Annotated in this window: 20 protein-coding genes; 9 read left to right on the top strand and 11 right to left on the bottom strand. The window is 61.1% G+C overall.

Going from position 1 to position 26,129, the window contains the following annotated elements:
- Positions 1-36 precede the first annotated feature (36 nt).
- From BM254_RS13540 to BM254_RS13505, 8 genes are all read right to left on the bottom strand, one after another.
- Positions 37-1,725 (bottom strand): AMP-binding protein, encoded by a 1,689-nt coding sequence (locus tag BM254_RS13540; RefSeq protein ID WP_092004658.1) that lies wholly within the window; start codon positions 1,723-1,725, stop codon positions 37-39.
- Positions 1,726-1,778: 53 nt separating this feature from the next.
- Positions 1,779-2,354, bottom strand: coding sequence for a peroxidase-related enzyme (locus BM254_RS13535; protein WP_092004655.1), 576 nt, complete (start codon positions 2,352-2,354; stop codon positions 1,779-1,781).
- 69 nt (positions 2,355-2,423) lie between these two features.
- The gene (locus BM254_RS13530) at positions 2,424-3,332 is read right to left on the bottom strand and encodes a hydroxymethylglutaryl-CoA lyase (RefSeq protein ID WP_092004652.1); all 909 of its coding nucleotides are present in this window, start codon (positions 3,330-3,332) and stop codon (positions 2,424-2,426) included.
- Positions 3,332-5,320 carry an acetyl/propionyl/methylcrotonyl-CoA carboxylase subunit alpha gene (locus BM254_RS13525; RefSeq protein ID WP_092004649.1) on the bottom strand — a complete coding sequence of 663 codons (1,989 nt, stop codon included), beginning with the start codon at positions 5,318-5,320 and terminating at the stop codon, positions 3,332-3,334. The genes BM254_RS13530 and BM254_RS13525 overlap by 1 nt, the downstream gene beginning before the upstream one ends.
- Before the next feature lie 5 nt (positions 5,321-5,325).
- Positions 5,326-6,129: an enoyl-CoA hydratase-related protein gene (locus BM254_RS13520; RefSeq protein ID WP_092004646.1), complete on the bottom strand. Its 804-nt coding sequence runs from the start codon at positions 6,127-6,129 to the stop codon at positions 5,326-5,328.
- 15 nt (positions 6,130-6,144) lie between these two features.
- On the bottom strand, positions 6,145-7,752 hold the full coding sequence (locus tag BM254_RS13515; RefSeq protein ID WP_092004643.1) for a carboxyl transferase domain-containing protein: 1,608 nt from the start codon (positions 7,750-7,752) through the stop codon (positions 6,145-6,147).
- 190 nt (positions 7,753-7,942) lie between these two features.
- Positions 7,943-9,109 carry an isovaleryl-CoA dehydrogenase gene (locus BM254_RS13510; protein ID WP_092004638.1) on the bottom strand — a complete coding sequence of 389 codons (1,167 nt, stop codon included), beginning with the start codon at positions 9,107-9,109 and terminating at the stop codon, positions 7,943-7,945.
- A gap of 44 nt (positions 9,110-9,153) precedes the next feature.
- Entirely contained in the window at positions 9,154-9,600 is a 447-nt protein-coding gene (locus BM254_RS13505; protein WP_092004635.1) for a MerR family transcriptional regulator, read from the bottom strand.
- 103 nt (positions 9,601-9,703) lie between these two features.
- Between BM254_RS13505 and BM254_RS13500 the strand changes: the two genes are divergently transcribed.
- From BM254_RS13500 to BM254_RS13490, 3 genes are all read left to right on the top strand, one after another.
- Positions 9,704-10,465: an SDR family NAD(P)-dependent oxidoreductase gene (locus BM254_RS13500; protein WP_092004632.1), complete on the top strand. Its 762-nt coding sequence runs from the start codon at positions 9,704-9,706 to the stop codon at positions 10,463-10,465.
- A gap of 84 nt (positions 10,466-10,549) precedes the next feature.
- Positions 10,550-11,701 (top strand): acyl-CoA dehydrogenase family protein, encoded by a 1,152-nt coding sequence (locus tag BM254_RS13495; RefSeq protein WP_092004630.1) that lies wholly within the window; start codon positions 10,550-10,552, stop codon positions 11,699-11,701.
- A gap of 186 nt (positions 11,702-11,887) precedes the next feature.
- Entirely contained in the window at positions 11,888-13,069 is a 1,182-nt protein-coding gene (locus BM254_RS13490) for a thiolase family protein (RefSeq protein WP_092004627.1), read from the top strand.
- 161 nt (positions 13,070-13,230) lie between these two features.
- Here the strand turns inward: BM254_RS13490 and BM254_RS13485 are convergent, their stop codons facing one another.
- Positions 13,231-15,156, bottom strand: a complete 1,926-nt coding sequence (locus BM254_RS13485) for a sigma 54-interacting transcriptional regulator (protein WP_092004624.1) — start codon at positions 15,154-15,156, stop codon at positions 13,231-13,233.
- A gap of 302 nt (positions 15,157-15,458) precedes the next feature.
- On the opposite strand from BM254_RS13485, the gene BM254_RS13480 reads away from it, so the two are divergent.
- Genes BM254_RS13480 through cynS form a run of 4 tightly spaced genes read left to right on the top strand, consistent with a single transcriptional unit; the run spans position 15,459 to position 19,150 of the window.
- Complete coding sequence (locus BM254_RS13480; RefSeq protein WP_092004621.1) at positions 15,459-16,883, top strand: ABC transporter substrate-binding protein; 1,425 nt, start codon at positions 15,459-15,461, stop codon at positions 16,881-16,883.
- 2 nt (positions 16,884-16,885) lie between these two features.
- Positions 16,886-17,713 carry a nitrate ABC transporter permease gene (gene ntrB / locus BM254_RS13475; protein WP_008170590.1) on the top strand — a complete coding sequence of 276 codons (828 nt, stop codon included), beginning with the start codon at positions 16,886-16,888 and terminating at the stop codon, positions 17,711-17,713.
- 57 nt (positions 17,714-17,770) lie between these two features.
- Positions 17,771-18,679: an ABC transporter ATP-binding protein gene (locus tag BM254_RS13470; protein WP_092004618.1), complete on the top strand. Its 909-nt coding sequence runs from the start codon at positions 17,771-17,773 to the stop codon at positions 18,677-18,679.
- A gap of 27 nt (positions 18,680-18,706) precedes the next feature.
- Positions 18,707-19,150, top strand: a complete 444-nt coding sequence (cynS, locus tag BM254_RS13465; protein ID WP_092004615.1) for a cyanase — start codon at positions 18,707-18,709, stop codon at positions 19,148-19,150.
- A gap of 480 nt (positions 19,151-19,630) precedes the next feature.
- On the opposite strand, the gene BM254_RS13460 is transcribed toward cynS, so the two are convergent.
- Positions 19,631-19,909: an ACT domain-containing protein gene (locus tag BM254_RS13460; RefSeq protein WP_092004612.1), complete on the bottom strand. Its 279-nt coding sequence runs from the start codon at positions 19,907-19,909 to the stop codon at positions 19,631-19,633.
- Positions 19,906-21,606 carry an acetolactate synthase 2 catalytic subunit gene (gene ilvG / locus BM254_RS13455; protein ID WP_092004608.1) on the bottom strand — a complete coding sequence of 567 codons (1,701 nt, stop codon included), beginning with the start codon at positions 21,604-21,606 and terminating at the stop codon, positions 19,906-19,908. Before ilvG ends, BM254_RS13460 begins: the two co-directional genes overlap by 4 nt.
- Positions 21,607-21,950: 344 nt before the next feature.
- On the opposite strand from ilvG, the gene BM254_RS13450 reads away from it, so the two are divergent.
- Both BM254_RS13450 and BM254_RS13445 read left to right on the top strand, forming a co-directional pair.
- Positions 21,951-23,033, top strand: a complete 1,083-nt coding sequence (locus BM254_RS13450; protein WP_092004605.1) for an efflux RND transporter periplasmic adaptor subunit — start codon at positions 21,951-21,953, stop codon at positions 23,031-23,033.
- A gap of 5 nt (positions 23,034-23,038) precedes the next feature.
- Positions 23,039-26,128, top strand: a complete 3,090-nt coding sequence (locus BM254_RS13445) for an efflux RND transporter permease subunit (RefSeq protein ID WP_092004602.1) — start codon at positions 23,039-23,041, stop codon at positions 26,126-26,128.
- Position 26,129: the final 1 nt, after the last annotated feature.

Genomic DNA, 26,129 nt, shown 5'->3' with positions numbered 1-26,129 from the left:
CCGGGGGCTGTTGTTTTCCGGGGGCAGAATAGTGGATTACTTCTTCAGCCCCATCTCCTCGATCGAGATCTCCCGCATCTTGAACTTCTGGATCTTCCCGGTGACGGTCATCGGGAATTCGTCCACGAACTTGTAGTTCTTCGGGATCTTGAAGTGGGCAATCTTGCCCTTGCAGAAGGCCTGCAGGTCGTCTGCGTCTACAGGGTCCGCATCCGGGCGCAACTTGACCCAGGCAATCAGCTCCTCGCCGTATTTCTCGTCGGGGATGCCGGTGACCTGTACTTCCTCGATGGACGGATGGGTGTAAAGGAACTCCTCGATCTCTTTCGGGTAGATGTTTTCCCCGCCGCGGATCACCATGTCCTTGATGCGGCCAACGATCTGGATGTAGCCGTCCTCGTCCATGGTGGCCAGGTCGCCGGTGTGCATCCAGCCGGCGTCGTCGATGGCTTCGCGGGTTTTTTCCTCGTTGTTCCAGTACTTCAGCATCACGCTGTAGCCACGGGTACACAGTTCACCGATCTCACCACGGGGGACCACGTTACCGGTGCCCGGATCAACGATCTTGGTCTCCAGGTGTGGCTGGGTGCGGCCCACGGTGGTGACCTGCTTCTCGAACGGGTCGAGGGAGCTGGTCTGGGTGGAAACCGGGCTGGTCTCGGTCATGCCATAGGCAATCTGGACCTCCTTCATGTTCATCTTGCCGTTGACCTTCTTCATCACCTCTGCCGGGCAGATGGAGCCGGCCATGATGCCGGTGCGCAGGGTGGAGAGGTCGTAGGTCTCGAACTCGGGCTCGGCCAGTTCGGCGATGAACATGGTGGGCACGCCGTAAAGGGCGGTGGCCTTTTCCTGGTGCACGGCCTGCAGGACTGACTTGGGCTCGAAGCCTTCACCCGGGTAGATCATGGTGGACCCGTGGGTGATACAGCCCAGGTTGCCCATGACCATGCCGAAGCAGTGGTAAAGGGGCACCGGGATCACCAGGCGGTCTTTTTCGGTCAGGCGCTGGCTCTCACCCACGAAGTAGCCGTTGTTGAGGATGTTGTGGTGGGTGAGGGTGGCGCCCTTCGGATTGCCGGTGGTGCCGGAGGTGAACTGGATGTTGATGGGATCATCGAACTGCAGTTCGCCCTGGCGTTTTTCCAGATCAGCCTGGGGAACGTCGCTGGCGAAGCCGAGGAATTCCTTCCAGGTCCACATGCCGTCGTGCTTGTCTTCGTGCACGTTGATCACGGCACGTAGTTCCGGAACGTGGTCGGCCTTGAGCTTGCCGGGAGCACTGCGCTTCAGTTCCGGCGCCAGCTCGTAGATCATCTCCCGGTAATTGGATGCCTTGAAGCTGTCTGCGGTGACCAGTGTGGTGATACCGGCCAGGTTTAGCGCGTACTGCAATTCGTGCACGCCGTAGGCCGGGTTGATGTTCACCAGAATAGCGCCCACTTTTGCGGTGGCGAACTGGGTCACGGTCCACTCGTAACGGTTGGGGGACCAGATACCCACCCGGTCGCCACGCTTGACGCCGATGGCCATGAAGGCGCGGGCGGCCTCGTCGACCTTTTCCACGAACTCCTTGTAGGTCCAGCGGATGTCCTGGTGCAGGCACACCAGGGCTTCGGTATCCGGATACTTCTCCGCGGTACGATCCAGCATTTCACCGATGGTCATGCCCAGCAGGGGCACTTCTGCGGTTCCGCTGGTGTAGCTTGGTAGAGTCTTGCTCATATCTCTGCCTCCAATTGTTGTTGTATTCGAGGGCAAGCAAGTCTGCGTACTTGCTAGCGACTCTGGCTGTGATACTCGGGGTTTGGTTGCATATCGCTGGCAATGGCCACGCGGTTGGACATGTTGTAGAAGCCCACCAGGTTGCTCAGGTCCCAGATGCCCCGGTCGCTGAGACCGGCATCCCGCAGGGCCTGGATGTGGTCTTCGGTGACGGTGGCCGGTGAGCGGGTGAGGTGGGATGCGAAATCCAGCATCGCCCGCTGGCGCTTGTCGAGTTTGGCGCTGCGGTAGTTCATCACCATGTGCTCACCCAGCTGGGGATCGCCGCTCAGTACCCGCACGGCGGCGCCGTGGGCTACCAGGCAGTAGAAGCACTTGTTCTCGGAGGAGACCACCACGGCCACCATTTCCCGCTCGAGCTTGGAGAGTTCGCCTTCGCCGAGCATGAGCTCGTTGTAGAGGCGGGTGAAGCCTTCCAGCTGCTTGAGGTTCTGGCTGTAGGCGGTCAGTACGTTCGGGATCATGCCGAGTTTTTCCTGGCAGATCTGGAAGTACTTTTGGGTGTCTTCGGGCATGTCGCTGATCTCCGGGATGGGGAGATCGAGGGCTACTACATTTTTGTTGGTCATTCTTGGCTCCCAGCCTTCTTGTTTTTGGTGCTATGACGGGCGGGTACAGCTTCCCGCCCGCCAATTTAATCATTGGCAGTTACCGCCCATGGCCTGGCCGACTTTAGAGCCGTTATGGCGATTCAGCTGCTGGCAAATCCAGTCGCCGGTGGCCACGAGCTTCTCGAGATCGACACCGGTTTCGATGCCCAGACCGTTAAGCAGGTATAGCACGTCTTCGGTTGCCACATTACCGGAAGCGCCTTTGGCATACGGGCAGCCGCCCAGGCCGGCGACGGAGGCGTCGATTACGCTCACGCCTTCTTCCAGCACCGCGTACAGGTTGGCCAGGGCCTGACCATAGGTGTCGTGGAAGTGGGCAGCGAGGCGTTCCATGGGAACGTATGCGGCCACTGCTTCCAGCATACGCTTTGCTTTGAGCGGCGTACCTACGCCAATGGTATCGCCCAGGGAAATCTCGTAGCAGCCCATGTCGTAGAGGGCTTTGGCGACAGTGGCGACCTGTTCCGGGGCAATGTCACCCTCGTAAGGGCAGCCCAGGACGGTCGAGACGTAGCCCCGCACGGGGATGTTGTACTTGCGAGCTTCTTCGACCACGGGGGCAAAGCGCTCCAGGCTTTCGGCGATGGTGCAGTTGATGTTCTTCTTGGTGAAGGACTCGGAGGCGGCACCGAAAACGGCTACCTCGTCCACCTTCGCGGCCAGCGCGCCCTCGAAACCCTTCAGGTTGGGGGTGAGGGCGGAGTACCGGACGCCGGCCTTGCGGTTGATGCCGGCCATGACGGCGGCGGCATCGCCCATTTGTGGCACCCACTTGGGCGACACAAAACTGGCGGCCTCGATGTGGCTCAGGCCGCAGTCGGCAAGCTGGTTGATCAGGCCGGTCTTGATGTCGGTGGCGATGACCGGGCCGGGTTCGTTCTGCAGACCGTCCCGGGGGCTCATCTCCACCAGTCGAACCTGTTTCGGAAACGCCATCACTCAGCCTCCTCGGTTTCGATGGCAATGAGTTCGGCACCTTCGGAGACCTGGTCACCTTCGGCGAAGAAGATCTCGCTCACCACGCCGTCGGCCGGGGCCTTGATGGCATGCTCCATTTTCATGGCTTCCATGATGACCAGGGTCTGGCCGGCGCTGACCTTGTCGCCCACCTTGGCCTGAACCGCAACGATCGCGCCGTTCATGGGAGCAGCCAGGCTGCCTTCACCGGCCATTTCCTCGAAACCGTAGGTCTCGCGGTAGACGGTGCACTTGAAGGTGTCGCCTTCGTAGAACAGGACCAGCTGATCCTCGTGCAGGTTCCCGTGAACGCTGATCCGGTGGCCGTTGACCACCGCCTGCAGGTAGTCGTCGTCCAGTTTCGCGTTCAGGTGGTACACGCTGTCGCCCACGAACACCTGGTAGCGGTCGTCCCGCTCGAGGATCTTGAGTTCGTGGATGTCGTCACCCACCTGCAGTTTCAGCGGCTGGGCGTATTCCGAGTTCATGCGCCAGCTGTTCTTGCGGCTGAACGGCGACCAGGGGTCCGCGGTCACCGGCTCGGAGGATTTGCGCTGCTCCAGCACGAAGCCGGCGGCCAGTACCAGGGCCTTGTGGGTGTCGAGCCTGGATTTGGGGAACAGCAGTTCCTCGTGGGCGCTGATGAAGTTGGTGGTCAGGTCCGCTTCCCGGAACGGCTGGGCATCGGCCAGGGCGTGCAGGAACCGGATGTTGGTCTTCACGCCGGCGATGCGGTAGTGCTCCAGCGCCTGGACCATGCGGTTGATGGCCTGGTCCCGGGTTTCGTCCCAGACGATCAGCTTGGCGATCATCGGGTCGTAGTGGATGCTGATCTCGTCGCCTTCGGTGACGCCGGTGTCTACCCGCACGTGGGCGGATTCGTCCGGGGTGCTCAGGTAGCGCAGGGTGCCGGTGGCCGGCAGGAAGTCCTGGTCCGGGTCCTCGGCGTAGATCCGCGCTTCCAGGGCATGGCCGCGGGTTTTGACCTGGTCCTGGTGCAGCGGCAGGGGCTCGCCCCAGGCGACCTTGAGCTGCCATTCCACCAGGTCCTGGCCGGTGACCATTTCGGTGACCGGATGTTCCACCTGCAGGCGGGTGTTCATCTCCATGAAGAAGAAAGAACCGTCCACGTCGTACAGGAACTCCACGGTGCCGGCACCCACGTAGTTGATGGCTTGGGCCGCACGGACGGCGGCTTCGCCCATGGCCTTGCGGGTTTCCTCGGTCAGGCCCGGGGCCGGCGCTTCCTCCAGGACTTTCTGGTGGCGGCGCTGGACGGAGCAGTCCCGTTCGGCCAGGTAGATGCCGTTGCCGTCCTGGTCACAGAAGACCTGGATCTCCACGTGCCTGGGCTGGGTCAGGTAGCGCTCGATGAGCATGTCCGGGTTGCCGAAGGCGTTCCTGGCCTCACGCTGGGCGGCGGCCAGGGCATCGTCGAATTCGGACATGTTCTCGACCACCCGCATGCCCTTGCCGCCACCGCCGGCGACGGCTTTCAGCAGTAGCGGGAAGCCGCATTTCTCGGCTTCGGCGCGGAGCACATCCGGGGACTGGTCCTTGCCATGGTAACCGGGCACCAGAGGCACGCCGGCTTTCTCCATGATGGCCTTGGCGGCGGACTTGGAACCCATGGCCGCGATGGCGGAAGAGGGCGGACCGATAAAGACGATACCGTTGGCTTCACAGGCTTCGGCGAACCCGGTGTTCTCGGACAGGAAGCCATAGCCCGGGTGGATGGCCTGGGCGCCGCTCTGTTTGGCAATCTCGATGATCTTTTCGCCACGGAGGTAGCTCTCGGAGCTGGGCGCCGGGCCGATATGAAACGCTTCGTCGGCCATGGCCACATGCCGGGCGCTGGCGTCCGCGTCGGAGTAGACCGCGACACAGCGGATTCCCATGCGGTGGGCGGTCTGGATGATCCGGCAGGCGATCTCGCCCCGGTTGGCAATCAGAATCTTGCTGAACATTGTTGTTATTCCTCCGGAACCCAGTTGGCCTTGCGTTTGTTCAGGAAAGCGCTCAGTCCTTCCTGGCCTTCCACGCCCACTCGGATATCTGCGATGCGATGTGCGGTATCGTCGATCACGGTTTCATCGATTGGCTTGTGACTGACGGCAAACACTAGGTCTTTGGCGGCTTTCATGGCTTCGGGGCCGTTGCTGGCCAGCTGCTGGAGCATTTCGTTACAGCGCTGCTCCATGGCCTCCACGTCGTCGCACACGATGTGCACCAGGCCAAACTCCTGAGCCTGCTTTGCGGTAAAGACTTCGGCGGAGATGAAGTACCGGCGGGCCTGGCGTTCACCAATGGCGCGCACCACGTAGGGGCTGATGACCGCCGGAATCAGGCCGAGCTTCACTTCGCTCAGGCAGAAGCTGGATTTCTCGGTGGCGAGGACGATGTCGCAGCAGGCGGCAAGACCCACCGCACCGCCGAAGGCCGCGCCCTGCACCAGGCCGATCACTGGCTTGGACAGGTGGTTGAGTACACTCATCAGCCGCGCCAGTTCCCGGGAATCGTCCAGGTTTTCCTGGTGGGTATTCTCGGCCATGCGGCGCATCCAGCCCAGGTCCGCGCCGGCGGAGAAGTGTTTGCCTTCGGAGCGCAGGATCACCACTTTGGTCTGGCTGTCGGCATTTACGTCGGTCAGCGTATGGATAAGCTGCTGGATGATGACGTCGTCAAAGGCGTTGCGCTTGTCCGGGCGGTTCAGCACAACCTCGGTCACACCGCCTTCGCGGCGTCTCAGCAGAACCGCAGATTCCTGTTCTGACATGATCTTTCTCCTCGGTTACATGCGGAACACGCCGAAGCGCGTGGGCTTCGCGGGCCGGTTCAGCGTGGCGGACAGGCTCAGGGCAACCACTTCCCGGGTCTGGGCCGGGTCGATCACGCCGTCGTCCCAAAGGCGGGCACTGGCGTAGTAGGGGTGGCCCTGGTGCTCGTATTTGTCGGCGATGGGCTTCTTGTACGCCGCCTCATCTTCTTCGCTCCAGCTTTCGCCCTTGCGTTCGAGGCCTTCGCGGCGAACCTGGGCCATCACGTTGGCAGCCTGTTCGCCGCCCATGACGGAGATACGGGCGTTCGGCCACATCCACAGGAAGTCGGGACTGTAGGCGCGGCCGCACATGCCGTAGTTGCCGGCGCCATAGCTGCCGCCGATCAGCACGGTGATCTTGGGTACGTTGGCGCAGGCCACGGCCATGACCATCTTGGCACCGTGCTTGGCGATGCCTTCAGACTCGTACTTCTGGCCCACCATGAAGCCGGTGATGTTCTGCAGGAACAGCAGCGGGATGTTGCGCTGGCAGCATAGTTCGATGAAGTGGGCGCCTTTCTGGGCGGACTCGCTGAACAGGATGCCGTTGTTGGCGACGATGCCTACCGGGTAGCCGTGAATATGGGCAAAACCGGTGACCAGGGTCTGACCGTAGTAGCGTTTGAATTCGTCGAATTCGGAGCCGTCGACGATACGGGCGATCACGTCGCGCACGTCGAATTGCTTGCGCAGGTCGGTGCCGACGATGCCGTAGATTTCCTCCGGATCGTACAGCGGCGCCCGGGGTTTCTGGACTTCCACCGGAACCGGCTTGCGGCGGTTCAGGTTGGCCACGCAGCGGCGGGCGATTTCCAGGGCGTGGGCGTCGTTTTCGGCGTAGTGGTCGGCGACGCCGGAGATCTTGCAGTGCACATCGGCCCCACCCAGATCTTCGGCGGTGACCACTTCACCGGTGGCGGCTTTTACCAGGGGCGGACCGGCCAGGAAGATGGTGCCCTGGTTGCGGACGATGATGGATTCGTCGGCCATGGCGGGCACGTAGGCGCCCCCGGCGGTGCACAGGCCCATGACCACGGCGATCTGGGGGATGTCGTCGGCGGACATGCGGGCCTGGTTGTAGAAGATGCGGCCGAAGTGGTCGCGGTCCGGGAAGACTTCGTCCTGTCTTGGCAGGTTGGCGCCGCCGGAGTCGACCAGGTAGATGCAGGGTAGGCGGTTTTCCAGGGCGATTTCCTGGGCACGCAGGTGTTTTTTCACGGTGAGCGGGTAGTAGCTGCCGCCTTTTACCGTGGCATCGTTGGCGATGATCATGCATTCGGTGCCGGAGACGCGGCCGACGCCGGCGACGACGCCCGCAGCGGGGACTTCTTCGTCGTAAACGTTGTAGGCGGCGAACTGACCGACCTCGAGGAACGGGGAGCCGTCGTCGAGCAGGCGGTTGATGCGTTCCCTGGGCAGGAGTTTGCCGCGGTCGGTGTGGCGCTTCTGGTAGTCGGGGCCACCGCCTTGCTGGATCTTGGTGACTTTTTCCCGCAGGTCCGCTACGGCTGCTGCCATGGACTCTTTGTTGACCTGAAACTCTTCAGATCTTGGGTTTATTTTGCTTTGGAGTATGGTCATAAGTCTGACTTCCATGCATTCGGGGGCATCGGGCCTGGTGGCAGGGCGGTCCGGGAACCGCTACGGGCACGTCCGTGTGCGCTTGTTTCAGGCCATCCTTGGCCTTCAACATTCCCGGACCGCCCTGCCACCAGACCCTCGTCATACATTGGGTGCTGGTTTCCGCTCTCGAGCGGTGTTCGTCAGCGCCTTACTTGTTCAGGAACAGCTCGCGACCGATCAGCATTCGGCGGATTTCGGACGTACCGGCACCGATTTCATACAGCTTGGCGTCCCGCAGCAGGCGGCCTGTCGGGTATTCGTTGATGTAACCGTTGCCGCCGAGCAGCTGGATGGCGTCCAGGGCCAGTTTGGTGGCCATTTCGGCGGAGTAGAGGATGGCGCCGGCGGCGTCTTTGCGGGTGGTCTCGCCGCGGTCGGCGGATTGGGCCACCATGTAGACGTAGGACTTGGAGGTGTTCATGAAGGTGTACATATCCGCCACTTTGCCTTGTACCAGTTCGAATTCGCCGATGGCCTGGCCGAACTGTTTGCGCTCGCGGATGTAGGGGACGACGACGTCCATGGCGGCTTGCATGATGCCCAGGGGGCCGCCGGAGAGCACGAGGCGTTCGTAGTCGAGGCCGCTCATGAGGACTTTGGCGCCGTTGCCTTCGCCACCGAGGATGTTTTCCTTGGGAACCTTGCAGTCTTCGAACACCAGCTCACAGGTGTTGGAGCCGCGCATGCCGAGTTTGTCGAGTTTCTGGTGGCGGCTGAAGCCCGGGTAGTCGCGTTCGACGATGAACGCGGTAATGCCCTTGGAACCGCCTTTCGGGTCGGTCTTGGCGTAGATGACGTAGGTGTTGGCGTCCGGGCCGTTGGTGATCCACATCTTGTTGCCGTTGAGGACGTAGTGGTCGCCTTCGTCTCGGGCGTGGAGTTTCATGGAGACGACGTCGGAGCCGGCGTTGGGCTCGGACATGGCGAGAGCGCCGATGTGTTCGCCGCTGACCAGTTTGGGCAGGTATTTCTGTTTCTGTTCTTCGGTGCCGTTGCGGTGAATCTGGTTAACACACAGGTTGGAGTGGGCACCGTAGGAGAGGCCAACGGAGGCGGAGGCACGGCTGATTTCTTCCATGGCGATGACGTGGGCCAGGTAACCCATGTCGGAGCCGCCGTATTCCTCGCTCACGGTAATACCCAGCAGGCCCATGTCGCCCATTTTCCGCCACAGGTCCATGGGGAACTCGTTGTTGCGGTCGATCTCTTCGGCGCGCGGGGCGATTTCGGAGGCAGCAAAGCCGTTGACTTGCTCACGCAGCATGTCGAGGGTTTCACCGAGGCCGAAATTCAGCTCTGAGTATTGTGATTTCATCGTTGGCTACCTTCTTGTTAGGAACGCTTCGTGTTTGGTTTCCGTCACTTCTGGGCAACGGCTTCTTCTGTCTCTTTTGGCACCAGTCCCTGTTCTTTCTTCTTTTTCTCGAGGTCGGCCAGGGCTTCTCGGCACCGGGCCTCGGCGGTATCTATTTCCATTTCCGCCTGGGCTATGTCGTTCTTCTGCTGTTCCAGCATGGCCTTACGGGCTTCCAGAATTTCCAGCATTTTCAGCAGCTGTTTTTCATTGCCGGTCAGGGTCTCGTCCCAGAGGTCGAAAAGTTCCTTGGTTTCTGCAAGGGTGAAGCCCATGCGTTTGCCGCGGAGAATCAACTTCAGGCGCACCCGGTCCTTGGTGCTGAAAATGCGTGTCTGCCCGCGGCGCCTGGGTTTGAGCAGGCCCTGATCCTCATAGAAGCGGATGCTTCGCGTTGTGACATCGAACTCCTGGGAGAGCTCGCTGATGCTGAAGGTTCTTTTTTCGACCATGACGATTTCCTTTTTCGACTAAGGTTAGATAAAGTTTACGTAAACGTAAAGTGGTTTTCTGGTCCGATTTCACACAAGCGGATTACAAAAAGAGGAGTGAACGATGGATTTCAATAATGTACCGGCCATTGTAACAGGTGGAGCCTCCGGTCTTGGTGAGGCGTCGGCCCGCGCACTGGCGGCTGCAGGCTGCAAGGTGGCGATCCTGGATGTGAATAAGGAGCAGGGTGAGAAGGTGGCAGCCGAGCTTGGTGGCATCTTCGTTGAGTGCGACGTGACCTCTCCTGAGAGCGCCGAGGCAGCCCTCAGCGCGGCCCGGGATGCACACGGCCCCTGCGGCATCGCCGTCAACTGCGCCGGTATTGCCCCGGCCTCGAAGATTCTGGGTCGCGATGGCGTGATGCCTCTGGAGAAGTTCAGCAAGGTTATCCAGGTCAATCTGATTGGTACCTTCAATATCCTGAGACTGGCGGCAGCGGATATGGCCCAGCGTGAGCCCAATGCCGATGGCGAGCGGGGTGTGATCATCAACACCGCTTCCGTGGCGGCGTTTGAAGGCCAGATCGGGCAATCCGCCTACAGCGCCTCCAAGGGCGGTGTGGTGGCTCTTACCCTGCAGGCTGCCCGTGAGCTGGCCCGGGAAGGCATCCGTGTGAACACCATCGCGCCGGGTATCTTCATGACTCCCATGATGGCCGGTATGCCCCAGGAAGTTCAGGACAGCCTGGCCGCCACCCTGCCGTTCCCGAAGCGCCTTGGCAAGCCGGAGGAATTTGGCATGATGGTGGACCAGATGGTGCGCAACCCGATTCTCAATGGTGAGGTGATCCGCCTCGACTGTGCGCTGCGCATGGCACCCAAGTGATTTGACGAACAGGATCTGCCACAAGCGGATCCTCAATACCCACGTGATCTGCCAAAAGCGATCTGATAACCACAGGTGAGCGACATGACCAATCCTGTCGATCAAGAAGAACTGGCGATGTTCCGGGACTCTGTTATCAAAGCCCTGGAAACCGAAGTGGCGCCCCATTACGAAGCCTGGGAAAAGTCCGGCATCGTCCCCCGGGAACTCTGGAACACACTCGGCAACGCCGGGATGTTGTGCGTGGATGTGCCCGAGGAGTGCGGTGGCTGCGGCGCGCCTTTCCAGTACTCGGTTGTCGTCGGTGAAGAGCTGGCCCGCATGGGCTTCGGTGCGCTTTCCACCAACGTCATGGTGCATTCCGACATCGTCGCGCCGTACCTCAGCCACATCGGTAACGATGAACAGAAGCAGCAGTGGCTGTCGAAAATGGTCTCCGGCGAAGCCGTCGGCGCCATCGCCATGACCGAACCAGGCGCCGGCAGTGACCTCCAGGCCATCCGCACCAGTGCGGTCCGGGACGGGGATGATTACATCCTGAACGGCTCCAAGACCTTCATCACCAACGGCCAGCATGCCGACATGGTGATCGTCGCGGCCAAGACCGACCCGAGTGCCGGTGCCAGGGGTATCAGCCTGTTCCTGGTGGACACCTCTTTGCCGGGCTACAGCAAAGGCCGGAACCTGGACAAGATCGGCCAGCACTCCGGTGATACCTCCGAACTGTTCTTCTCGGACATGCGTATCCCGGCCTCGGCGTTACTCGGCGAAGAAGGGCAGGGCTTCGTTTACCTGATGCGTGAGCTGCCACGGGAACGCCTGGTTATCGGTGCCCTCGGCGTTGCCGCCGCCCGCGGCTCCCTGGACATGACCATCACCTACACCCAGGAACGGGAACTGTTCGGCCAGAAGCTGGCCCAATTGCAGAACACCCGTTTCGAAATCGCCCGCATGGAAACCGATTACCGGGTAAACAAGGCGTTCGTGGACCAGTGCATCCGAGAGTACGAAGAAGGCAAACTCGATGCCCCCACCGCTTCCATGGCCAAGTACAGCGCCACGGAAATGCAGTGCCGGGTGGCCGATGGCTGCCTGCAGCTGTTCGGTGGTTACGGCTACACCACGGAGTACCCGATTTCCCGCAACTTCATCGACGCCCGGGTGCAGCGGATTTACGGCGGTACGTCCGAAGTAATGAAAGAAATTATTGCCCGCTCTGTACTGGGCAAAGCCTGACATCCAGTCGTTTAACCAGGATTCGTTGAAGGCAACTCGAAATTCTGGGGTCCGAGCAGGGGGATGCCTTGCCGGGACCGTCCAAAACATGGATGTTTTGGTCGAGCGTACAGGGACGTATTCACAGCGTGTCTCGGCAAGGCATCCCCCTGATCGGGCCCTCCCCCAATTCAGGAGGATTACCAGATGAACAGCAATGACGTAGTAATCGCAGGATCAGCAAGAACCCCGATGGGCGGCATGATGGGCTCCCTGAGCTCCGTCCGCTCCCCGGATCTGGGCGCCATCTCCATCAAGGCGGCCATAGAACGTTCCGGTCTCCAACCGGCGGACATCCAGGAAGTCATCATGGGCTGCGTACTGCCCGCCGGTCTCGGCCAGGCACCGGCACGCCAGGCATCCCGTGCCTCGGGCATCCCCGACAGCTCCGGTTGTACCACCATCAACAAGATGTGCGGCTCCGGCATGCAGGCGGTCATCATGGCCCACGACCAGATCAAGGCCGGTACCAACAACATCATGATTGCCGGCGGCATGGAAAACATGAGCCAGGCGCCGTACCTGTTGCCGAAGGCTCGCGCCGGCATGCGCATGGGCCATGGCCAAGTGATGGACAGCATGTTCCTGGACGGGTTGGAAGACGCCTATGAAGGCGGACTGATGGGCGTGTTCGCCCAGCGCACCGCCGACAAGTTCGACATCAGCCGTCAGGCCATGGACGAATTTGCCATCGGCTCCCTGCAGAAATCCCTAGCCGCCATCGAAAACGGCTGGTTCAAGGACGAGATTGTTCCGGTGACTGTTTCCGGCCGTGGCGGTGACACCGAAGTGGATACCGACGAGCAGCCGGGCAACGCCAAGCCGGAGAAAATCCCCCAGCTGAAGCCGGCGTTCGCCAAAGACGGCTCCGTGACCGCCGCCAACTCCAGCTCCATCAGCGACGGCGCTTCCGCCCTGGTGCTGACCTCCGCGGCCGAAGCCGACGCTCGCGGTCTGACTCCCCAGGCCCGGATCGTGGCCCACGCCACCAATGCACGCCTGCCGTCCGAGTTCACCATCGCGCCGATCGGCTCCATCGAGAAGGTGCTCAAGAAAGCGGGGTGGACGCTGGACGATGTCGACCTGTTCGAGATCAACGAAGCCTTCGCCGTGGTCACCCTGGCGGCGATCAACGAGCTGAAGCTTCCGGCGGAGAAGGTGAACGTCCATGGCGGCGCCTGCGCCCTCGGTCACCCGATCGGCTCCTCCGGTTCCCGGATCATCGTCACTCTGATCAATGCGCTGAAACAGCGAGGGCTCAAGCGTGGCGTGGCTTCGCTCTGCATCGGCGGTGGTGAGGCCACGGCTGTGGCCATCGAACTGATCTGATTTGGCGTTTTGTTTCTTCTAGCCTGCTTGTATAGGGGCGGGCTTGCGGGGTGGCAGGTGGAGTTTTTCTTGGAAAAAGAACTCGCTTCGCTCAGACACCTTTTTCCAGCGAAAAATCCACCTGCCACCCCGCGCCGACGTACCTTGGCTGTTTCACGCAGTTAATGATTCCTCACCTGAAATTGTCGCGGTTCGATTTTCAGTTTTTTCAGGCGTGAGGACAGGGTGGTCGGTTTGACACCCAGCAGTGCCGCGGCACCGTCGTCGCCGAACACCCGGCCGCTACTGATTTTCAGGGCCTGTCTGAGGTTCTGTTTCTCCAGCTCCCTGAGCTCCTGTTCCGTCATCAGCTCACCGTTGAAATGCCTCGCCGGCGGTATGGGTTCCGACGTGGGTCTGGCCGCGGAATCCGGACCCTGCAGGTCCAGATCCAGCCGGCCATCGGCTGTGATCACCTGACGTTCGATCACGTTTTCCAGTTCGCGGACATTGCCCGGCCAGTGGTAGGCTTTCAGGGTTTCGACGTCCCGCTCTCGCAGTGCCAGTGTTGGCCGGTTGAATTTCTGACAGGCCCGATTCAGGAATTCCTGGGCGAGCATCGGGATGTCTTCCAGTCGCCGGCGCAGCGGCACGGATTCAATCGGGAAGACATTCAGACGAAAATAGAGGTCCTCCCGGAAGGTTTTCTGCTGAACCTCCGATTTCAGATCCCGGTTGGTGGCCGCGATCACCCGCACATCCACTGCCCGGGTGCGGTTTTCGCCCACGCGCTCGAACTGTTGATCCTGAAGCACCCGGAGCAGTTTGCCCTGCAGTTCCAGCGGGATTTCACCCACCTCATCCAGAAACAGGGTGCCACCGTCGGCCAGTTCGAACCGGCCGACGCGGTCACTGACGGCGCCGGTGAACGCGCCTTTGATGTGGCCGAAGAACTCGCTCTCGAACAGGTCCTTGGGAATCGCGGCGCAGTTTACCCGGATCAGGGGGCGGTCCCGGCGGGTGCTGGACTGGTGGATGGCGCGGGCAATCAGTTCCTTGCCGGTGCCGGATTCGCCGGTGACCAGCACGTTGGCATCGGTGGGGGCGACCATGCCGATCCGCCGGACGATGGCCTTGATGGCGTCGCTCTGGCCAAAGATTTCGTGGAAGTGGTATTCGGCGCTGAGTTCCTCCTGCAGGTAGGCGTTTTCCATTTCCAGCCGGTGCTTGAGACTCTCCACTTCCTCGAGGGCCTGCTGCAACTCCTTTTGTGCCTGCAGGCGGGGAGAAATATCCCGGAACACCACCACAGCACCCACCGGGTGGCCGTTATCCAGGATGGGTGTACTGGTGTACTCGACCGGAAACCCGGTGCCGTCCTTGCGCCAGAACCAGTCTTCGCCCACCCGTTTCACGCTGGCGTCCCGGAAGGCGGCGTAAATGGGGCACTCTTTCAGGGGGTAGAGACTGCCATCCTCGTGGGAGTGATGTACCACCCGGTGGATGACCCGGCCCATGAGTTCGTCAATACGCCAGCCGAGCATCCGTTCTGCCGCCGGGTTGGCGAAGGTCGTGCGGCCCTCGGCATCCACCCCGTAAATGCCTTCCCCCACGGCGTGCAGGATCAGCTGGTTTTCACGCTCCATGTCCTTGAACAGTTCCTCTACCCGCCGCCATTCCAGCAGGCCGCCCCGGTGGTAGTGGTTGGCGTCGTGCCGCTCGCGCAGTGTGCGCAGATGGCGCCGGTCGCGAAGCAATAGCAGCACGTTCTGGGATTCGGCCTCGCCAACCCGGGAGGAGGATATTTCCAGCTCTAGGGTGTGGCCGTCCCGGTGTTTGATCACGAAATCCCGGCTCCAGCCATGGCTGCGGAACAGGGTTTCCTCGGTGAAGGTAATGAGTTGTGGTCGCTGGTCCGCGAACAGGTGGGTGCAGGGGGTATCGGTCAGGGATTGCCGGTCGGTGCCGATCATCCGGCCCATGGCGCTATTTGCGGCGAGGATCAGATCCCGGGCGGCATCCACAAGTAGCGCCGCCTCTGGAAGGTGGTCAATCCAGCTTGTCGTTCTGATAGGGGCAATCGGGGCAATGGTGGTCTCGGTGTTCATGGGGGTGTCCTGTGCTGTTCCGAAAAGAACAGAACAAACCCCGTGCCAACTACGAAAATTCGGTGTTCCAGCCACGAAAAATCGTGAATTACGAAAAATCGTAGCTGTGCCCACTCGTCAGATCTTTCTGAAACATCAATAAAAACAGATAAATATAAAAACATCCGTAGTTGGCACGAACCCTGCGATAGCTCTCCCAGAACGCGTAGCCCGAGCCGAATGAGTCTTGCTGACGGTCCCGAGCCGCAACCTTGTCGCACCGTATGTGTGCAAAAACAGTCCGAGAGTAGGGAGAGTGCCCCATGACTACGAAAAGCCTTGGCAATCCGTTTGACGGTGACCAGTCACTGATCCACGCCAAAACCTGCGGTTGTCCGGAATGTAAACCCGGACAGGAAACGCCGTCGGTGTCTCTGAATCTTCAGCAATCACCAAGCCAGGATGCGGTGGTCTCTGAAAGCGCCATGGATTCCGAGGCCATGATGGATCGTGCCATCGAGAGCGCTGTGGTCCGATCCGTGTTCGGTCACAACGACCACAGCCGCCGGAGCTTCATGAAGATGATGGGGGCAGGCACCGCGGCCGCGCTGCTGGGCAGCGTGTTCCCCATGGAGAAGGCCAAAGCAGCCGTGAAGGAATCCCTGGGCAAGCTGGAGAAAACCAGGCTGAATGTCGGCTTTGTGCCCATCACCTGTGCCACTCCGATCATCATGGCACACCCCATGGGGTTCTATGAGCGCTACGGCCTGGATGTGACCGTCACCAAAACGGCGGGCTGGGCGGTGGCCCGGGATAAATCCCTGGCGGGCGAGTACGACGCGTCCCACATGCTCACACCCATGCCCCTGGCGATGACCATGGGCGCGGGCTCCACACCGGAGCCGTTCATCATGCCGGCGGTTGAGAACATCAACGGCCAGGCCATCGTTCTGCACGTGGATCACAAGGACAAGCGGGACCCGAAGCAGTGGAAAGGCTTCAAATTCGGCGTACCGTTCGAGTACTCCATGCACAACTTCCTGTTGCGCTACTACCTGGCCGAGAACGGCATCGACCCGGACAAGGATGTGCAGATCCGTGTGGTACCGCCACCCGAGATGGTCGCCAACCTGCGCGCCGGTAACCTCGATGGCTACCTGTCGCCGGACCCCTTCAACCAGCGTGCCGTGTGGGAGAAGGTAGGCTTCATCCACATGCTTACCAAGGACATCTGGGAAGGTCACCCGTGCTGCGCCTTTGCCTGCAGCCAGCAGTTCGCCACCCAGAATCCGAATACCTACGGGGCCCTGCTGCGGGCCATCATCGACGCCACCCAGTACTCCAACAACCCGGATAACCGCAAGGAAATCTCCGAGGCCATTGCCCCGAAGAACTACCTGAACCAGCCGGTGCCGGTGATCCAGCAGGTGCTGACCGGCTACTACGCCGATGGCCTGGGCGAGGTTCAGAGCGTACCGGATCGGATCGACTTCGACCCATTCCCCTGGCACTCCATGGGTGTCTGGATCCTTACCCAGATGAAGCGCTGGGGTTATATCGAGGGTGATGTGGACTACAAGGGCATCGCCGAGCAGGTATACCTCGCGGGCGAGACCGGCAAGCTCATGGAAGAAATGGGTTACACCGCTCCGGACAACACCTACAAGACCCACACCATCATGGGCAAGACCTTCGATCCGGACAGCCCGGAAGAGTATGCCCGCAGCTTCGCGATCGGGAGGGTGTAACCATGGCTTCCCTGAACGTCCGGGCAGCACTGCTGTCGGTGTCGTTCCTGATTCTGGCCCTGGGGCTCTGGGAAATGGCAACCCAGCCCCCGGAGGCCCAGACAGGACTGACTGAATACGAAATGCTGATGGGTGGTGTAGAGCAGGAATCCCGAGTGCCGCCACCCTCGGCGGTGATCAAGCTGGCCTGGGCGGAGTTGTCCGACCCGTTCTATGACGCCGGCGCCAACGACAAGGGTATCGGCATCCAGCTGGCCTATTCGGTGTACCGGGTGCTGACCGGCTACCTTGCGGCCATGGCCATTGCGCTGCCAGTCGGGTTTCTGATCGGCATGTCGCCGCTGATGTACAAGGCCCTGAACCCGTATATCCAGGTGCTGCGGCCGATCTCGCCGCTGGCCTGGATGCCCCTGGCCCTGTTCATTATCCAGGACTCTGATGCCTCGGCGATCTTCGTGATCTTCATCTGCTCGATCTGGCCCATGTTGCTGAACACCGCCTTTGGTGTGGCGAACGTGAGGCAGGACTGGGTCAACGTGGCCCGCACCCACGAACTCGGGCCGCTGCGCACTGCCATTACGGTGATACTGCCGGCCGCCGCGCCCACCATCCTGACCGGTATGCGCATTTCCATCGGCATTGCCTGGCTGGTCATCGTGGCGGCGGAAATGCTCGTGGGCGGCACCGGCATCGGCTACTACGTGTGGAACGAGTGGAACAACCTGGATCTTGCCAGTGTGATCTTCTCCATCCTGATGATCGGGGTGGTGGGCATGCTGCTGGACCTGGCCCTGGGCAAGGCCCAGAAACTGGTGGAATACAAAGAATGAGCGGCCCGGCACCGGGCAAACCGGTGCCGGCCTCAACCCTCCGAACGGAGACCTGTTATGAGTAAATCATTCCTGGAAGTAGATGGCCTGTCCAAAGTCTACCCGGACGGCCAGGGCGGCGAGCTGACCGTCTTCGAGGATATCCGCTTTGCCCTGGAGAAAGGCGAGTTCGTCTGCATCATCGGCCACTCCGGTTGCGGCAAGTCCACCATCCTGAACGTACTGGCAGGCCTGGACGAAGCCAGTGCCGGCAACGTGGTGATGAACGGCAAGGAAGTGAAAGGGCCGGGCCTTGAGCGCGGCGTGGTGTTCCAGAACTACAGCCTGCTGCCCTGGAAAACAGCCCTGAACAACATCGTGTTTGCGGTCCAGGCCCGCTGGCCCAAGTGGTCCAAGGAAAAGGTGAAGGAGCACAGCGAACGCTATCTGAAAATGGTGGGCCTGGACCACGCCCTCAATCGGAAACCGTCTCAGCTTTCCGGCGGCATGCGCCAGCGGGTCAGTATCGCCCGGGCCTTCGCCACCCAACCGGAACTCCTGCTGCTGGACGAACCCTTCGGGGCGCTTGATGCGCTGACCCGGGGCGTGATTCAGGACGAGCTGGTCAAGATCTGGGAAGAAACCCGCCAGACCGTGTTCATGATTACCCACGATGTGGACGAAGCCATCCTGCTCTCCGACAGGATCTTCCTGATGTCCAACGGCCCCAATGCCCGCATCGCCGAAAGCGTGAAAGTGGACATCCCTCATCCACGGGCCCGGGCCACCATCTTCCAGAACCCGGCCTACCACAAAACCCGGGACTACCTGGTGGACTTCCTGGTCAACCGAAGCGGTTCGGCCCTGCCGGAAAAAGACGGCAGCCCGAAATTCGTCGAGCCCGCCAGGGATGTCAGCCAGTCCAAGCCGGTGTCTGCCGGCTCTGAAACCGAATCTGAAACTGCCGCCCGTGCGGTGAATGCCTGACGTTAAAAGCCAAGAGAGGAAACAGCCATGATGAACAAAGAACTGATGACCGCAAAAATCCTGGAAGCCAAAGTGTCCAAAGGTATGACCTGGGAAGCCATCGCCGAGGCCATCGGCATGTCCCCGGTGTTCACCACCTCGGCGGCCCTGGGTATGAACAGCCTCACCGAAGACAAGGCTTTCGCCTTATGTGAAATCCTGGGCCTCGACAAGCCCGTGGCGGAAGCGCTGCAGGTGTGTCCAAAGAAAGCCTGGGACAGCGCCATCCCGCAGGATCCGCTGATCTACCGTCTGTATGAAATTGTCGGTGTCTACGGAGACACCATGAAGGAACTCATCCACGAGAAGTTCGGCGACGGCATCATGAGTGCCATCGATTTCACCATGGACATAGAGAAGGAGGAGAACCCCAAGGGTGACCGTGTGGTTGTGACCATGAACGGGAAGTTCCTGCCCTACAAGGCTTGGTGAACGGCCTTTTCACCGGAGTCTGCCTGTTTGGCCCGTCCCCAGACTGTTGATTTGAGGGCGGGCTTGCGGGGTGGCAGGTGGAGTTTTTCTTGGAAAAAGAACTCGCTTCGCTCAGACACCTTTTTCCGGCGAAAAATCCACCTACCACCCCGCGCCGACGTGCAACACGGGTTCACCGACTTAAAGACTTTTGAAATGCTTTTGGGATCGCCTTGTGAGTGCAAGTCGAAACCTCAAACAACCTGACAGAAAAGTCAGTGCCCTCGTCTTTGTTTTTTTCTTTTCCCCTGACATTTCGTTTCTGCCCGTCGGTAGGGGGTGGGGGTATCTTTTCTGACAGGGAAAAGATGTCTGAGCGAAGCGAGTTGTTTTCCCCGAAGAAAAGATACCCCCACCCCCGTACCTGCCCGCCAAATCTCAGGCTACAGAAAGACCATGCCCGCCAAACTTCAGGCTACGAAAAGATCAGCCCCCCAAGCCTCAGGCCGAACGAGACCGAGCCACAGACCCAGACGCGAGGGCAACCTCGGCAACCGTATGAAGCTTCTCCAGTTGCGACTGCAACATGGCAATCGGCCGGGTACCCTCCAGGGTAAGGGCAATATCCAGATGCTCGCCGGCAGTCTCCACGGCCATGGTGGCGATCCGGAACCCGCGGATGCGGACCACCTGACAAAGCCGCTCCAGGGACGCGGCCTCCCGGGTCATCCGGCAGTTGATGGTATAGCTTCGCATTGAAGACTGGCTTTGCGGGTTCATGCAACTTGCTCCTTGCTGGCTTTGGACGGGCGTCGGGTCTCGTCGATCATTTCACGGTTGCTGGCGCCGGGTTTGACGATGGGCCAGACGTTGTCTTCACGGCTGATGGCCACGTGCAGCAGCATCGGGCCGTTGTAGGCCAGAATGGTTTCGATGCCACGGCGGATCTGGTCGGTGCGTTCGATGTGCAGGGCCGGGATGTCGAAGGCCCGGGCCATGGCCACGAAGTCGGGGTTGTCGTCCAGATTTATCTGGCTCTCCCGGTTGTCGTAGAACAATTCCTGCTGCTGGCGGACCATGCCCAGGCACTGGTTGTCCATGATGATCAGTTTCAGCGGCAGGTTGTAGCGGCGGATGGTGGCCAGTTCCTGGGCGTTCATCATGAACGAGCCGTCGCCGGTGACGTTGATCACGGTGCTGTTGCGGTCCGCAAACTGGGCGCCGATGGCTGCGGGCAGGCCGAAGCCCATGGTGCCCAGGCCGCCGCTGGTGAGATGGTGGCGGGGGTGATCGAACTCGTAGTGCTGGGCCACCCACATCTGATGCTGGCCAACGTCGCAGGCGATCACGGTGTCGTCCGGGGCGATGCGGGAAAGCTGGCGGATGAAGGCCGGTCCGGTGATCGGGGCCAGGGGCTCTTCGTTGTCGGCCGCATGGAAGCCGCCGGTGGTGTGCCAGGTGCGACATTGCTTCTGCCAGTCACTGATGGCCAGCGGTTTGCTCTCCAGGGCGGTGGTCAACTCTTCCAGGATGGTATTCAGGTCCCCGCGGACGGCCAGGTCGGCCGGGCGCAGTTTGTTGATTTCGGCAGCGTCAGCATCGATGTGGATCATCTTCGCGTTGGGGGCGAAGCCGTCCAGTTTGCCGGTGGCCCGGTCGTCCAGGCGGGCGCCGATGACCAGCAACAGGTCGCTCTCGTCTACGGCTTTGTTGGCAGCACGGGAGCCGTGCATGCCCAGCATGCCCAAGTTGTAGGGATTGTGTTTGCCCGGGTTACCAATACCCTTGAGGGTTACAACCGCCGGCAAGGCTGATGTTTCAGCGAAAATGCGGAAGCTGGCCTCGGCGTGGGCCAGGCTGACGCCGCCACCGCTGTAGAGCAGAGGCTTGCGGGCGGAGCGCAGCATGGCCACGGCTTCAGTCAGGTCCGGGCAGGCTGCATTACAGGACTCGGGCTGAGAGAAGGGTGCGTCGGCCACTTCGCTCAGTAACAGGTCCTTGGGAATATCAATCCACACTGGCCCCGGCCGGCCACTCTGGGCCAATTCGATGGCTTCTTCCATGATCGCGGGCAGGGTGTCCGCGTCGTCCACCAGGTAACTGTGTTTGACGATGCCCAGGGTCATGCCCAGCACGTCGGTTTCCTGGAAAGCGTCGGTGCCGATCAGGCCGGAGGGCACCTGGCCGGTGATCACAAGCATGGGAATGGAATCCCGGTGGGCGTTGGCCACGCCGGTGATCAGGTTGGTGGCACCGGGGCCGGAGGTGGCAATGCATACCCCCAGCTTGCCACTGGCCCGGGCATAGCCGTCGGCTGCCAGGGCGCAGCCCTGTTCATGGCGGCACAGCACGTGTTCCACACCCACATCATCCACCAGCGCGTCGTATAGCGGCATGATGCAGCCGCCCGGATACCCGAAAACCGTGCTGATGTTGTGGCGGTGGAACGCTTCAAGAATGTGCTGTGCGCCGTTCATGGTCGTTTTTCCCTTTTTCTTTGCCGCAAAAAAGAAACCCCCGGGACCTTTCGGTGCCGGGGGTTTCTGGTGTCTTGTCAGGTTTGTCGCTATCTCACCCGCTTGTCCACGCAAAAGCCCCCGGACGGTACCACGACCACCAGGACAAGCTTCACAAGGACAATCACTGCGTTGAGATTCATGAAATCGACTTTCTGCTCTGAATTCGTAAAAAGATTCTGTGTAGAATCTACCCCACGTTTTTAATCGGATGCAACCGTTAATTGCCGGTTTTTTTGACAAGCCGGCGACTGGTTCCTCAATCCGTCTTCCTGTTCACCGATTTCAGGCACAGCGAGCATTCAATGACGAAAGCAAGATGGGGATCCCTCGGGTTATCCCTGCTGGTGGTGGTTCTCCTGGTTATCTGGATGATGACTGGCGAGGTCAAGGTTTCATCGGATCAGGCGCCCGAGCGGCAACAGGAGCCGGAAACGGGGCTGACCAGCGTGGAAGTGGAAACGCTGCAGGCGCGCCTGCATGAGCCGGGAATCCAGCTTCAGGGTCAGCTTGAACCCTGGTTTTCCGTAAGCCTGGGCGCCCGGGTGCCGGGAACGGTTGAAGAAGTTGCCGCTGATCTCGGGGAAAGCGTGACGAAAGGCCAGGTCCTTGCGCGGCTCTCTGACGACGGCCGTTCGGCCCTGGTGGATCGCTGGAACGCACGGGTGAAACAGCTGGAGGCCGACCTTGCGGCTGCACGCCGGCTGCGCTCGGACAATTTCACATCGCAGTCGCAGTTGCTCGACCTTGAGAGTGAGCTTGCCGCTGCCCGTGCCGAACTGACGTCAGCCCGCCTGGCGGTTCAGCATCTGACGCCGGCCGCGCCATTCAGCGGTATCATCAACGCCAGGCATGTGGACCCGGGTACCCTGGTACAGGTTGGCTCGCCGCTGTTTGAACTGGTTCGTATCGACCGTCTGAAGGCCACCGGCCAGGTTCCGCAGCAGTCGGTTAGTCAGGTCGCCGTGGGGCAGCCGGTCCGGATTGATCTGCTGGACGGCGGCCAGCTCCAGGGCGTGGTGACTTTCGTCGCCAGTTCAGCCAATCCCCAGACCCGCAGTTTCGCGGTCGAGATCGCCGTGGAGAATCCCGAGCTGAAACGGGTTGCCGGGGGCAGCGCCAGCTTGCGGATTGCCCTGCCGGAGGTCAAAGCCCTTTTCATTTCTCCGGCCTACCTCAGCCTGGGTGATGACGGCCGGCCCGGTATCAAATATGTGGATGGAAACAACCGGGTGGTCTTTGAGACCGTGCGTTTGCTGAGCGTGTCCACCGAGGGCGCCTGGGTGACAGGGCTTCCCGATGAGATCCGTCTGATCACCCGGGGTGGTGGCTTCGTGAGCGAAGGCGAGGAAGTGGCTCCGGTCGATCGTTCGGACAACAGGGGCTGACCGGTATGCGGGGACTGATCTTTGCCGCCATGGACCGTAGCCGGACGACACTGCTGACTTTGTTGTTCCTGATACTCGGTGGCATCGCGGCGTTCAACACCATTCCCAAGGAAGCCAATCCGGATGTCACCATTCCCATCATTTACGTCTCCATGACCCTGGACGGCATCAGCCCCGAGGATGCCGAGCGCCTGCTGGTGCGACCGATGGAGCAGGAGCTTCGGTCACTGGAGGGCATCAAGGAGATGCGCAGCACCGCCTCCGAGGGCCATGCGTCGGTGATGCTGGAGTTCGATGCCGGCTTCGATCCGGACATGGCGCTGCAGGATGTACGGGAGAAAGTAGATACCGCGCGGACCAAATTACCCCAGGAAGCGGACGAACCGCGCGTGAACGAGATCAATGTGTCCCTGTTCCCGGTGCTGTCCGTGGGCCTCTCCGGGCCGCTGTCCGAGAGGGAGCTGATCACCATCGCCCGGCGGCTCCAGGATGCCATGGAAGCCATTCCCGAAGTGCTGGAAGTGGAGATCGGCGGTGACCGGGAGGATCAGCTGGAAGTCGTGGTGGACCCCCAGGTTCTGGAGAGCTATGGCATCGATTTTGACCGGCTTGCCTCCCTGGTGACCCGCAACAACCAGCTGGTGGCTGCGGGTTCTCTCGATACCGGCAACGGCCGCATGGCCCTGAAAGTGCCCGGAGTTATCGAGAACATCGAGGATGTCATGTCCATGCCGGTGAAAGTGGACGGCGACACCGTGGTGACCTTCGGTGACGTTGCCATGCTCCAGCGCACCTTCAAGGACCCCACCGGCTTTGCCCGCATCAACGGGGAGCCGGCACTGGTGCTGGAAGTATCCAAGCGCTCCGGTGCCAACATCATCGAAACGGTGGACCAGGTGCGGGAGCTGATCGAGCAGGCCCGCCCGCGCCTGCCGGAGACGCTTGATATACGTTACATCATGGATCAGTCGGACGAGGTCCAGGACATTCTCTCGGACCTGCTCAACAACGTGCTGACCGCCATTGTTCTGGTGATCATCGTGGTGATAGCGGCCATGGGTCCGCGCTCGGCGTTGCTGGTCGGGTTGACCATTCCCGGCGCCTTCCTCACCGGGATCCTGGTGATCTGGGGTATGGGCCTTACCCTGAACATCGTCGTGTTGTTCAGTTTGATTCTGGTGGCCGGCATGCTGGTGGATGGCGCGATTGTAGTGTCGGAGCTGGCGGACCGGAATCTGTCCGAGGGCGGCACCGTGCGTTCCGCCTGGGCCGAGGCAGCCAGCCGGATGGCCTGGCCGATCATTGCCTCCACCGCGACCACCCTGGCGGTGTTTGTGCCGCTGTTGTTCTGGCCGGGCGTGGTGGGCGAGTTCATGAAATTCCTGCCGATCACCGTGATCATCTGCCTGAGCGCGTCCCTGGCCATGGCTCTGGTCTTCCTGCCGGTGCTGGGTGGTGTCAGTGGTGGGCGCCGGGCCCGGGCGTCCCATGCCGATGGCCGTATGATGGCCTGGTACCGGCTGGTGCTGTCCAGGCTGCTGCAGTTCCCGGGGCTCACCCTGGTGGGTGTACTGGTGGTCATTCTGGTGATCTACGCCGCCTACGCCCGCTTCAACCACGGCGTGGAATTTTTCCCCAGCGTGGAGCCGGATTCGGCCCAGGTTCAGGTTCGGGCCCGGGGCGATCTGTCCGTATGGGAGCGCGATGCCATTGTCCGGGAGGTTGAGCGGCGTCTGCAGGGAATGCCAGAGGTGAAGGCCCTCTACGCCCGGTCCATGCTCAGTAACAACACCCGGATGGCGCCGGATGTCATCGGGGTGTTGCAGTTCCAGTTCACCGACTGGTTCACCCGCCGGCCTGCCAGTGCGATTCTGGAGGACTTCCGGGAACGGACGGCCGATATCCCCGGCATCGAGCTGGAGTTCCGCAAACAGGAAGGCGGGCCGGCTGAGGGCAAGCCGATCGAGATCCAGCTCAGCAGTCGCGATAACGGTCAGCTAAACGGTTTTGTGGATGCCGTCGAGGAGCGCATGCGCACCCTGGATGGGTTCGTTGAAATCGAGGACGACCGCAGCCTGCCGGGCATTGAGTGGCAGTTGAAGGTGGACCGGGAAGCAGCGGCACGCTTCGGCACCGATGTGCTCAGTATCGGCAGTGCGGTGCGCCTGGTCACCAATGGCCTGGTGTTGGCGACCTATCGGCCCGAGGATGTCCGGGACGAGGTAGACATTGCCGTGCGGGTTCCCAACAACTGGCGGGAGCTGGATCAGTTGCAACGCCAGACCATCAATACCTCCAGAGGCCAGGTGCCGCTCTCGGAGTTCGTCAACCTGGAGCCCGGAGCCAAGACCGGCAGCATCGTGCGGGTTGACGGTCAACGCACGGTGACCATCAAATCGGATCTGGCACCGGGCCGGCAGGTCGATGAAATGCTGCGGGTGCTGCAGGAGAAAATCCCGGAAACACCAGAGGGCATCACGGTCGCTTTTGCGGGTGAGAGCGAGGATCAGCAGCAGGCGGCGTCGTTCCTGACCACCGCGTTCCTGGTGGCCATCGGCATGATGCTCCTGATCCTGGTGACCCAGTTCAATTCCCTGTACCAGACCTTCCTGATTCTCTCGGCCATCGTGTTGTCCACTGCCGGTGTGCTGATCGGGCTGCTGCTTAATGGCCAACCCTTCGGCATCGTCATGGTCGGGATGGGGATCATTGCCCTGGCGGGCATCGTGGTGAACAACAACATCATCCTGATCGACACCTACAACCAGATGCGCCGGGACGGGCTAGCGCCGTATGAGGCGGCCTTGGAAACCGGTTGCCTGCGTCTACGGCCGGTGCTGCTGACGGCGATCACAACGGTGCTGGGACTGATGCCCATGGTGCTGGGCATCAACGTCGATCTGCTCAGCCCGTCACTGGGCCTTGGTGCGCCTTCCACCCAGTGGTGGACGCAGCTCTCCAGTGCTATTGCCGGTGGCCTGGGCTTTGCGACCATCCTGACCTTGCTGCTGACTCCGTCCCTTCTGGTGCTTGGTGAGAAAGCCGGGCGGAAGGTGCGGCAGATCAACGGCCGGTTGCAGCCGGAGGCGGGGTAGG

The sequence above is a fragment of the Marinobacter pelagius genome, from assembly GCF_900114925.1.
Classification (GTDB): domain Bacteria; phylum Pseudomonadota; class Gammaproteobacteria; order Pseudomonadales; family Oleiphilaceae; genus Marinobacter; species Marinobacter pelagius.
Note: the sequence above shows the minus strand (reverse complement) of the source record. Positions and strands in the feature narration are given on the sequence as shown.

Excerpts from the sequence above, each read along its gene's own strand:
- BM254_RS13540 (WP_092004658.1), bottom strand. The coding sequence starts at position 1,725 with ATGAGCAAGACTCTACCAAGCTACACCAGCGGAACCGCAGAAGTGCCC.
- BM254_RS13535 (WP_092004655.1), bottom strand. The coding sequence starts at position 2,354 with ATGACCAACAAAAATGTAGTAGCCCTCGATCTCCCCATCCCGGAGATC.
- BM254_RS13530 (WP_092004652.1), bottom strand. The coding sequence starts at position 3,332 with ATGGCGTTTCCGAAACAGGTTCGACTGGTGGAGATGAGCCCCCGGGAC.
- BM254_RS13525 (WP_092004649.1), bottom strand. The coding sequence starts at position 5,320 with ATGTTCAGCAAGATTCTGATTGCCAACCGGGGCGAGATCGCCTGCCGG.
- BM254_RS13520 (WP_092004646.1), bottom strand. The coding sequence starts at position 6,129 with ATGTCAGAACAGGAATCTGCGGTTCTGCTGAGACGCCGCGAAGGCGGT.
- BM254_RS13515 (WP_092004643.1), bottom strand. The coding sequence starts at position 7,752 with ATGACCATACTCCAAAGCAAAATAAACCCAAGATCTGAAGAGTTTCAG.
- BM254_RS13510 (WP_092004638.1), bottom strand. The coding sequence starts at position 9,109 with ATGAAATCACAATACTCAGAGCTGAATTTCGGCCTCGGTGAAACCCTC.
- BM254_RS13505 (WP_092004635.1), bottom strand. The coding sequence starts at position 9,600 with ATGGTCGAAAAAAGAACCTTCAGCATCAGCGAGCTCTCCCAGGAGTTC.
- BM254_RS13500 (WP_092004632.1), top strand. The coding sequence starts at position 9,704 with ATGGATTTCAATAATGTACCGGCCATTGTAACAGGTGGAGCCTCCGGT.
- BM254_RS13495 (WP_092004630.1), top strand. The coding sequence starts at position 10,550 with ATGACCAATCCTGTCGATCAAGAAGAACTGGCGATGTTCCGGGACTCT.
- BM254_RS13490 (WP_092004627.1), top strand. The coding sequence starts at position 11,888 with ATGAACAGCAATGACGTAGTAATCGCAGGATCAGCAAGAACCCCGATG.
- BM254_RS13485 (WP_092004624.1), bottom strand. The coding sequence starts at position 15,156 with ATGAACACCGAGACCACCATTGCCCCGATTGCCCCTATCAGAACGACA.
- BM254_RS13480 (WP_092004621.1), top strand. The coding sequence starts at position 15,459 with ATGACTACGAAAAGCCTTGGCAATCCGTTTGACGGTGACCAGTCACTG.
- ntrB (WP_008170590.1), top strand. The coding sequence starts at position 16,886 with ATGGCTTCCCTGAACGTCCGGGCAGCACTGCTGTCGGTGTCGTTCCTG.
- BM254_RS13470 (WP_092004618.1), top strand. The coding sequence starts at position 17,771 with ATGAGTAAATCATTCCTGGAAGTAGATGGCCTGTCCAAAGTCTACCCG.
- cynS (WP_092004615.1), top strand. The coding sequence starts at position 18,707 with ATGATGAACAAAGAACTGATGACCGCAAAAATCCTGGAAGCCAAAGTG.
- BM254_RS13460 (WP_092004612.1), bottom strand. The coding sequence starts at position 19,909 with ATGAACCCGCAAAGCCAGTCTTCAATGCGAAGCTATACCATCAACTGC.
- ilvG (WP_092004608.1), bottom strand. The coding sequence starts at position 21,606 with ATGAACGGCGCACAGCACATTCTTGAAGCGTTCCACCGCCACAACATC.
- BM254_RS13450 (WP_092004605.1), top strand. The coding sequence starts at position 21,951 with ATGACGAAAGCAAGATGGGGATCCCTCGGGTTATCCCTGCTGGTGGTG.
- BM254_RS13445 (WP_092004602.1), top strand. The coding sequence starts at position 23,039 with ATGCGGGGACTGATCTTTGCCGCCATGGACCGTAGCCGGACGACACTG.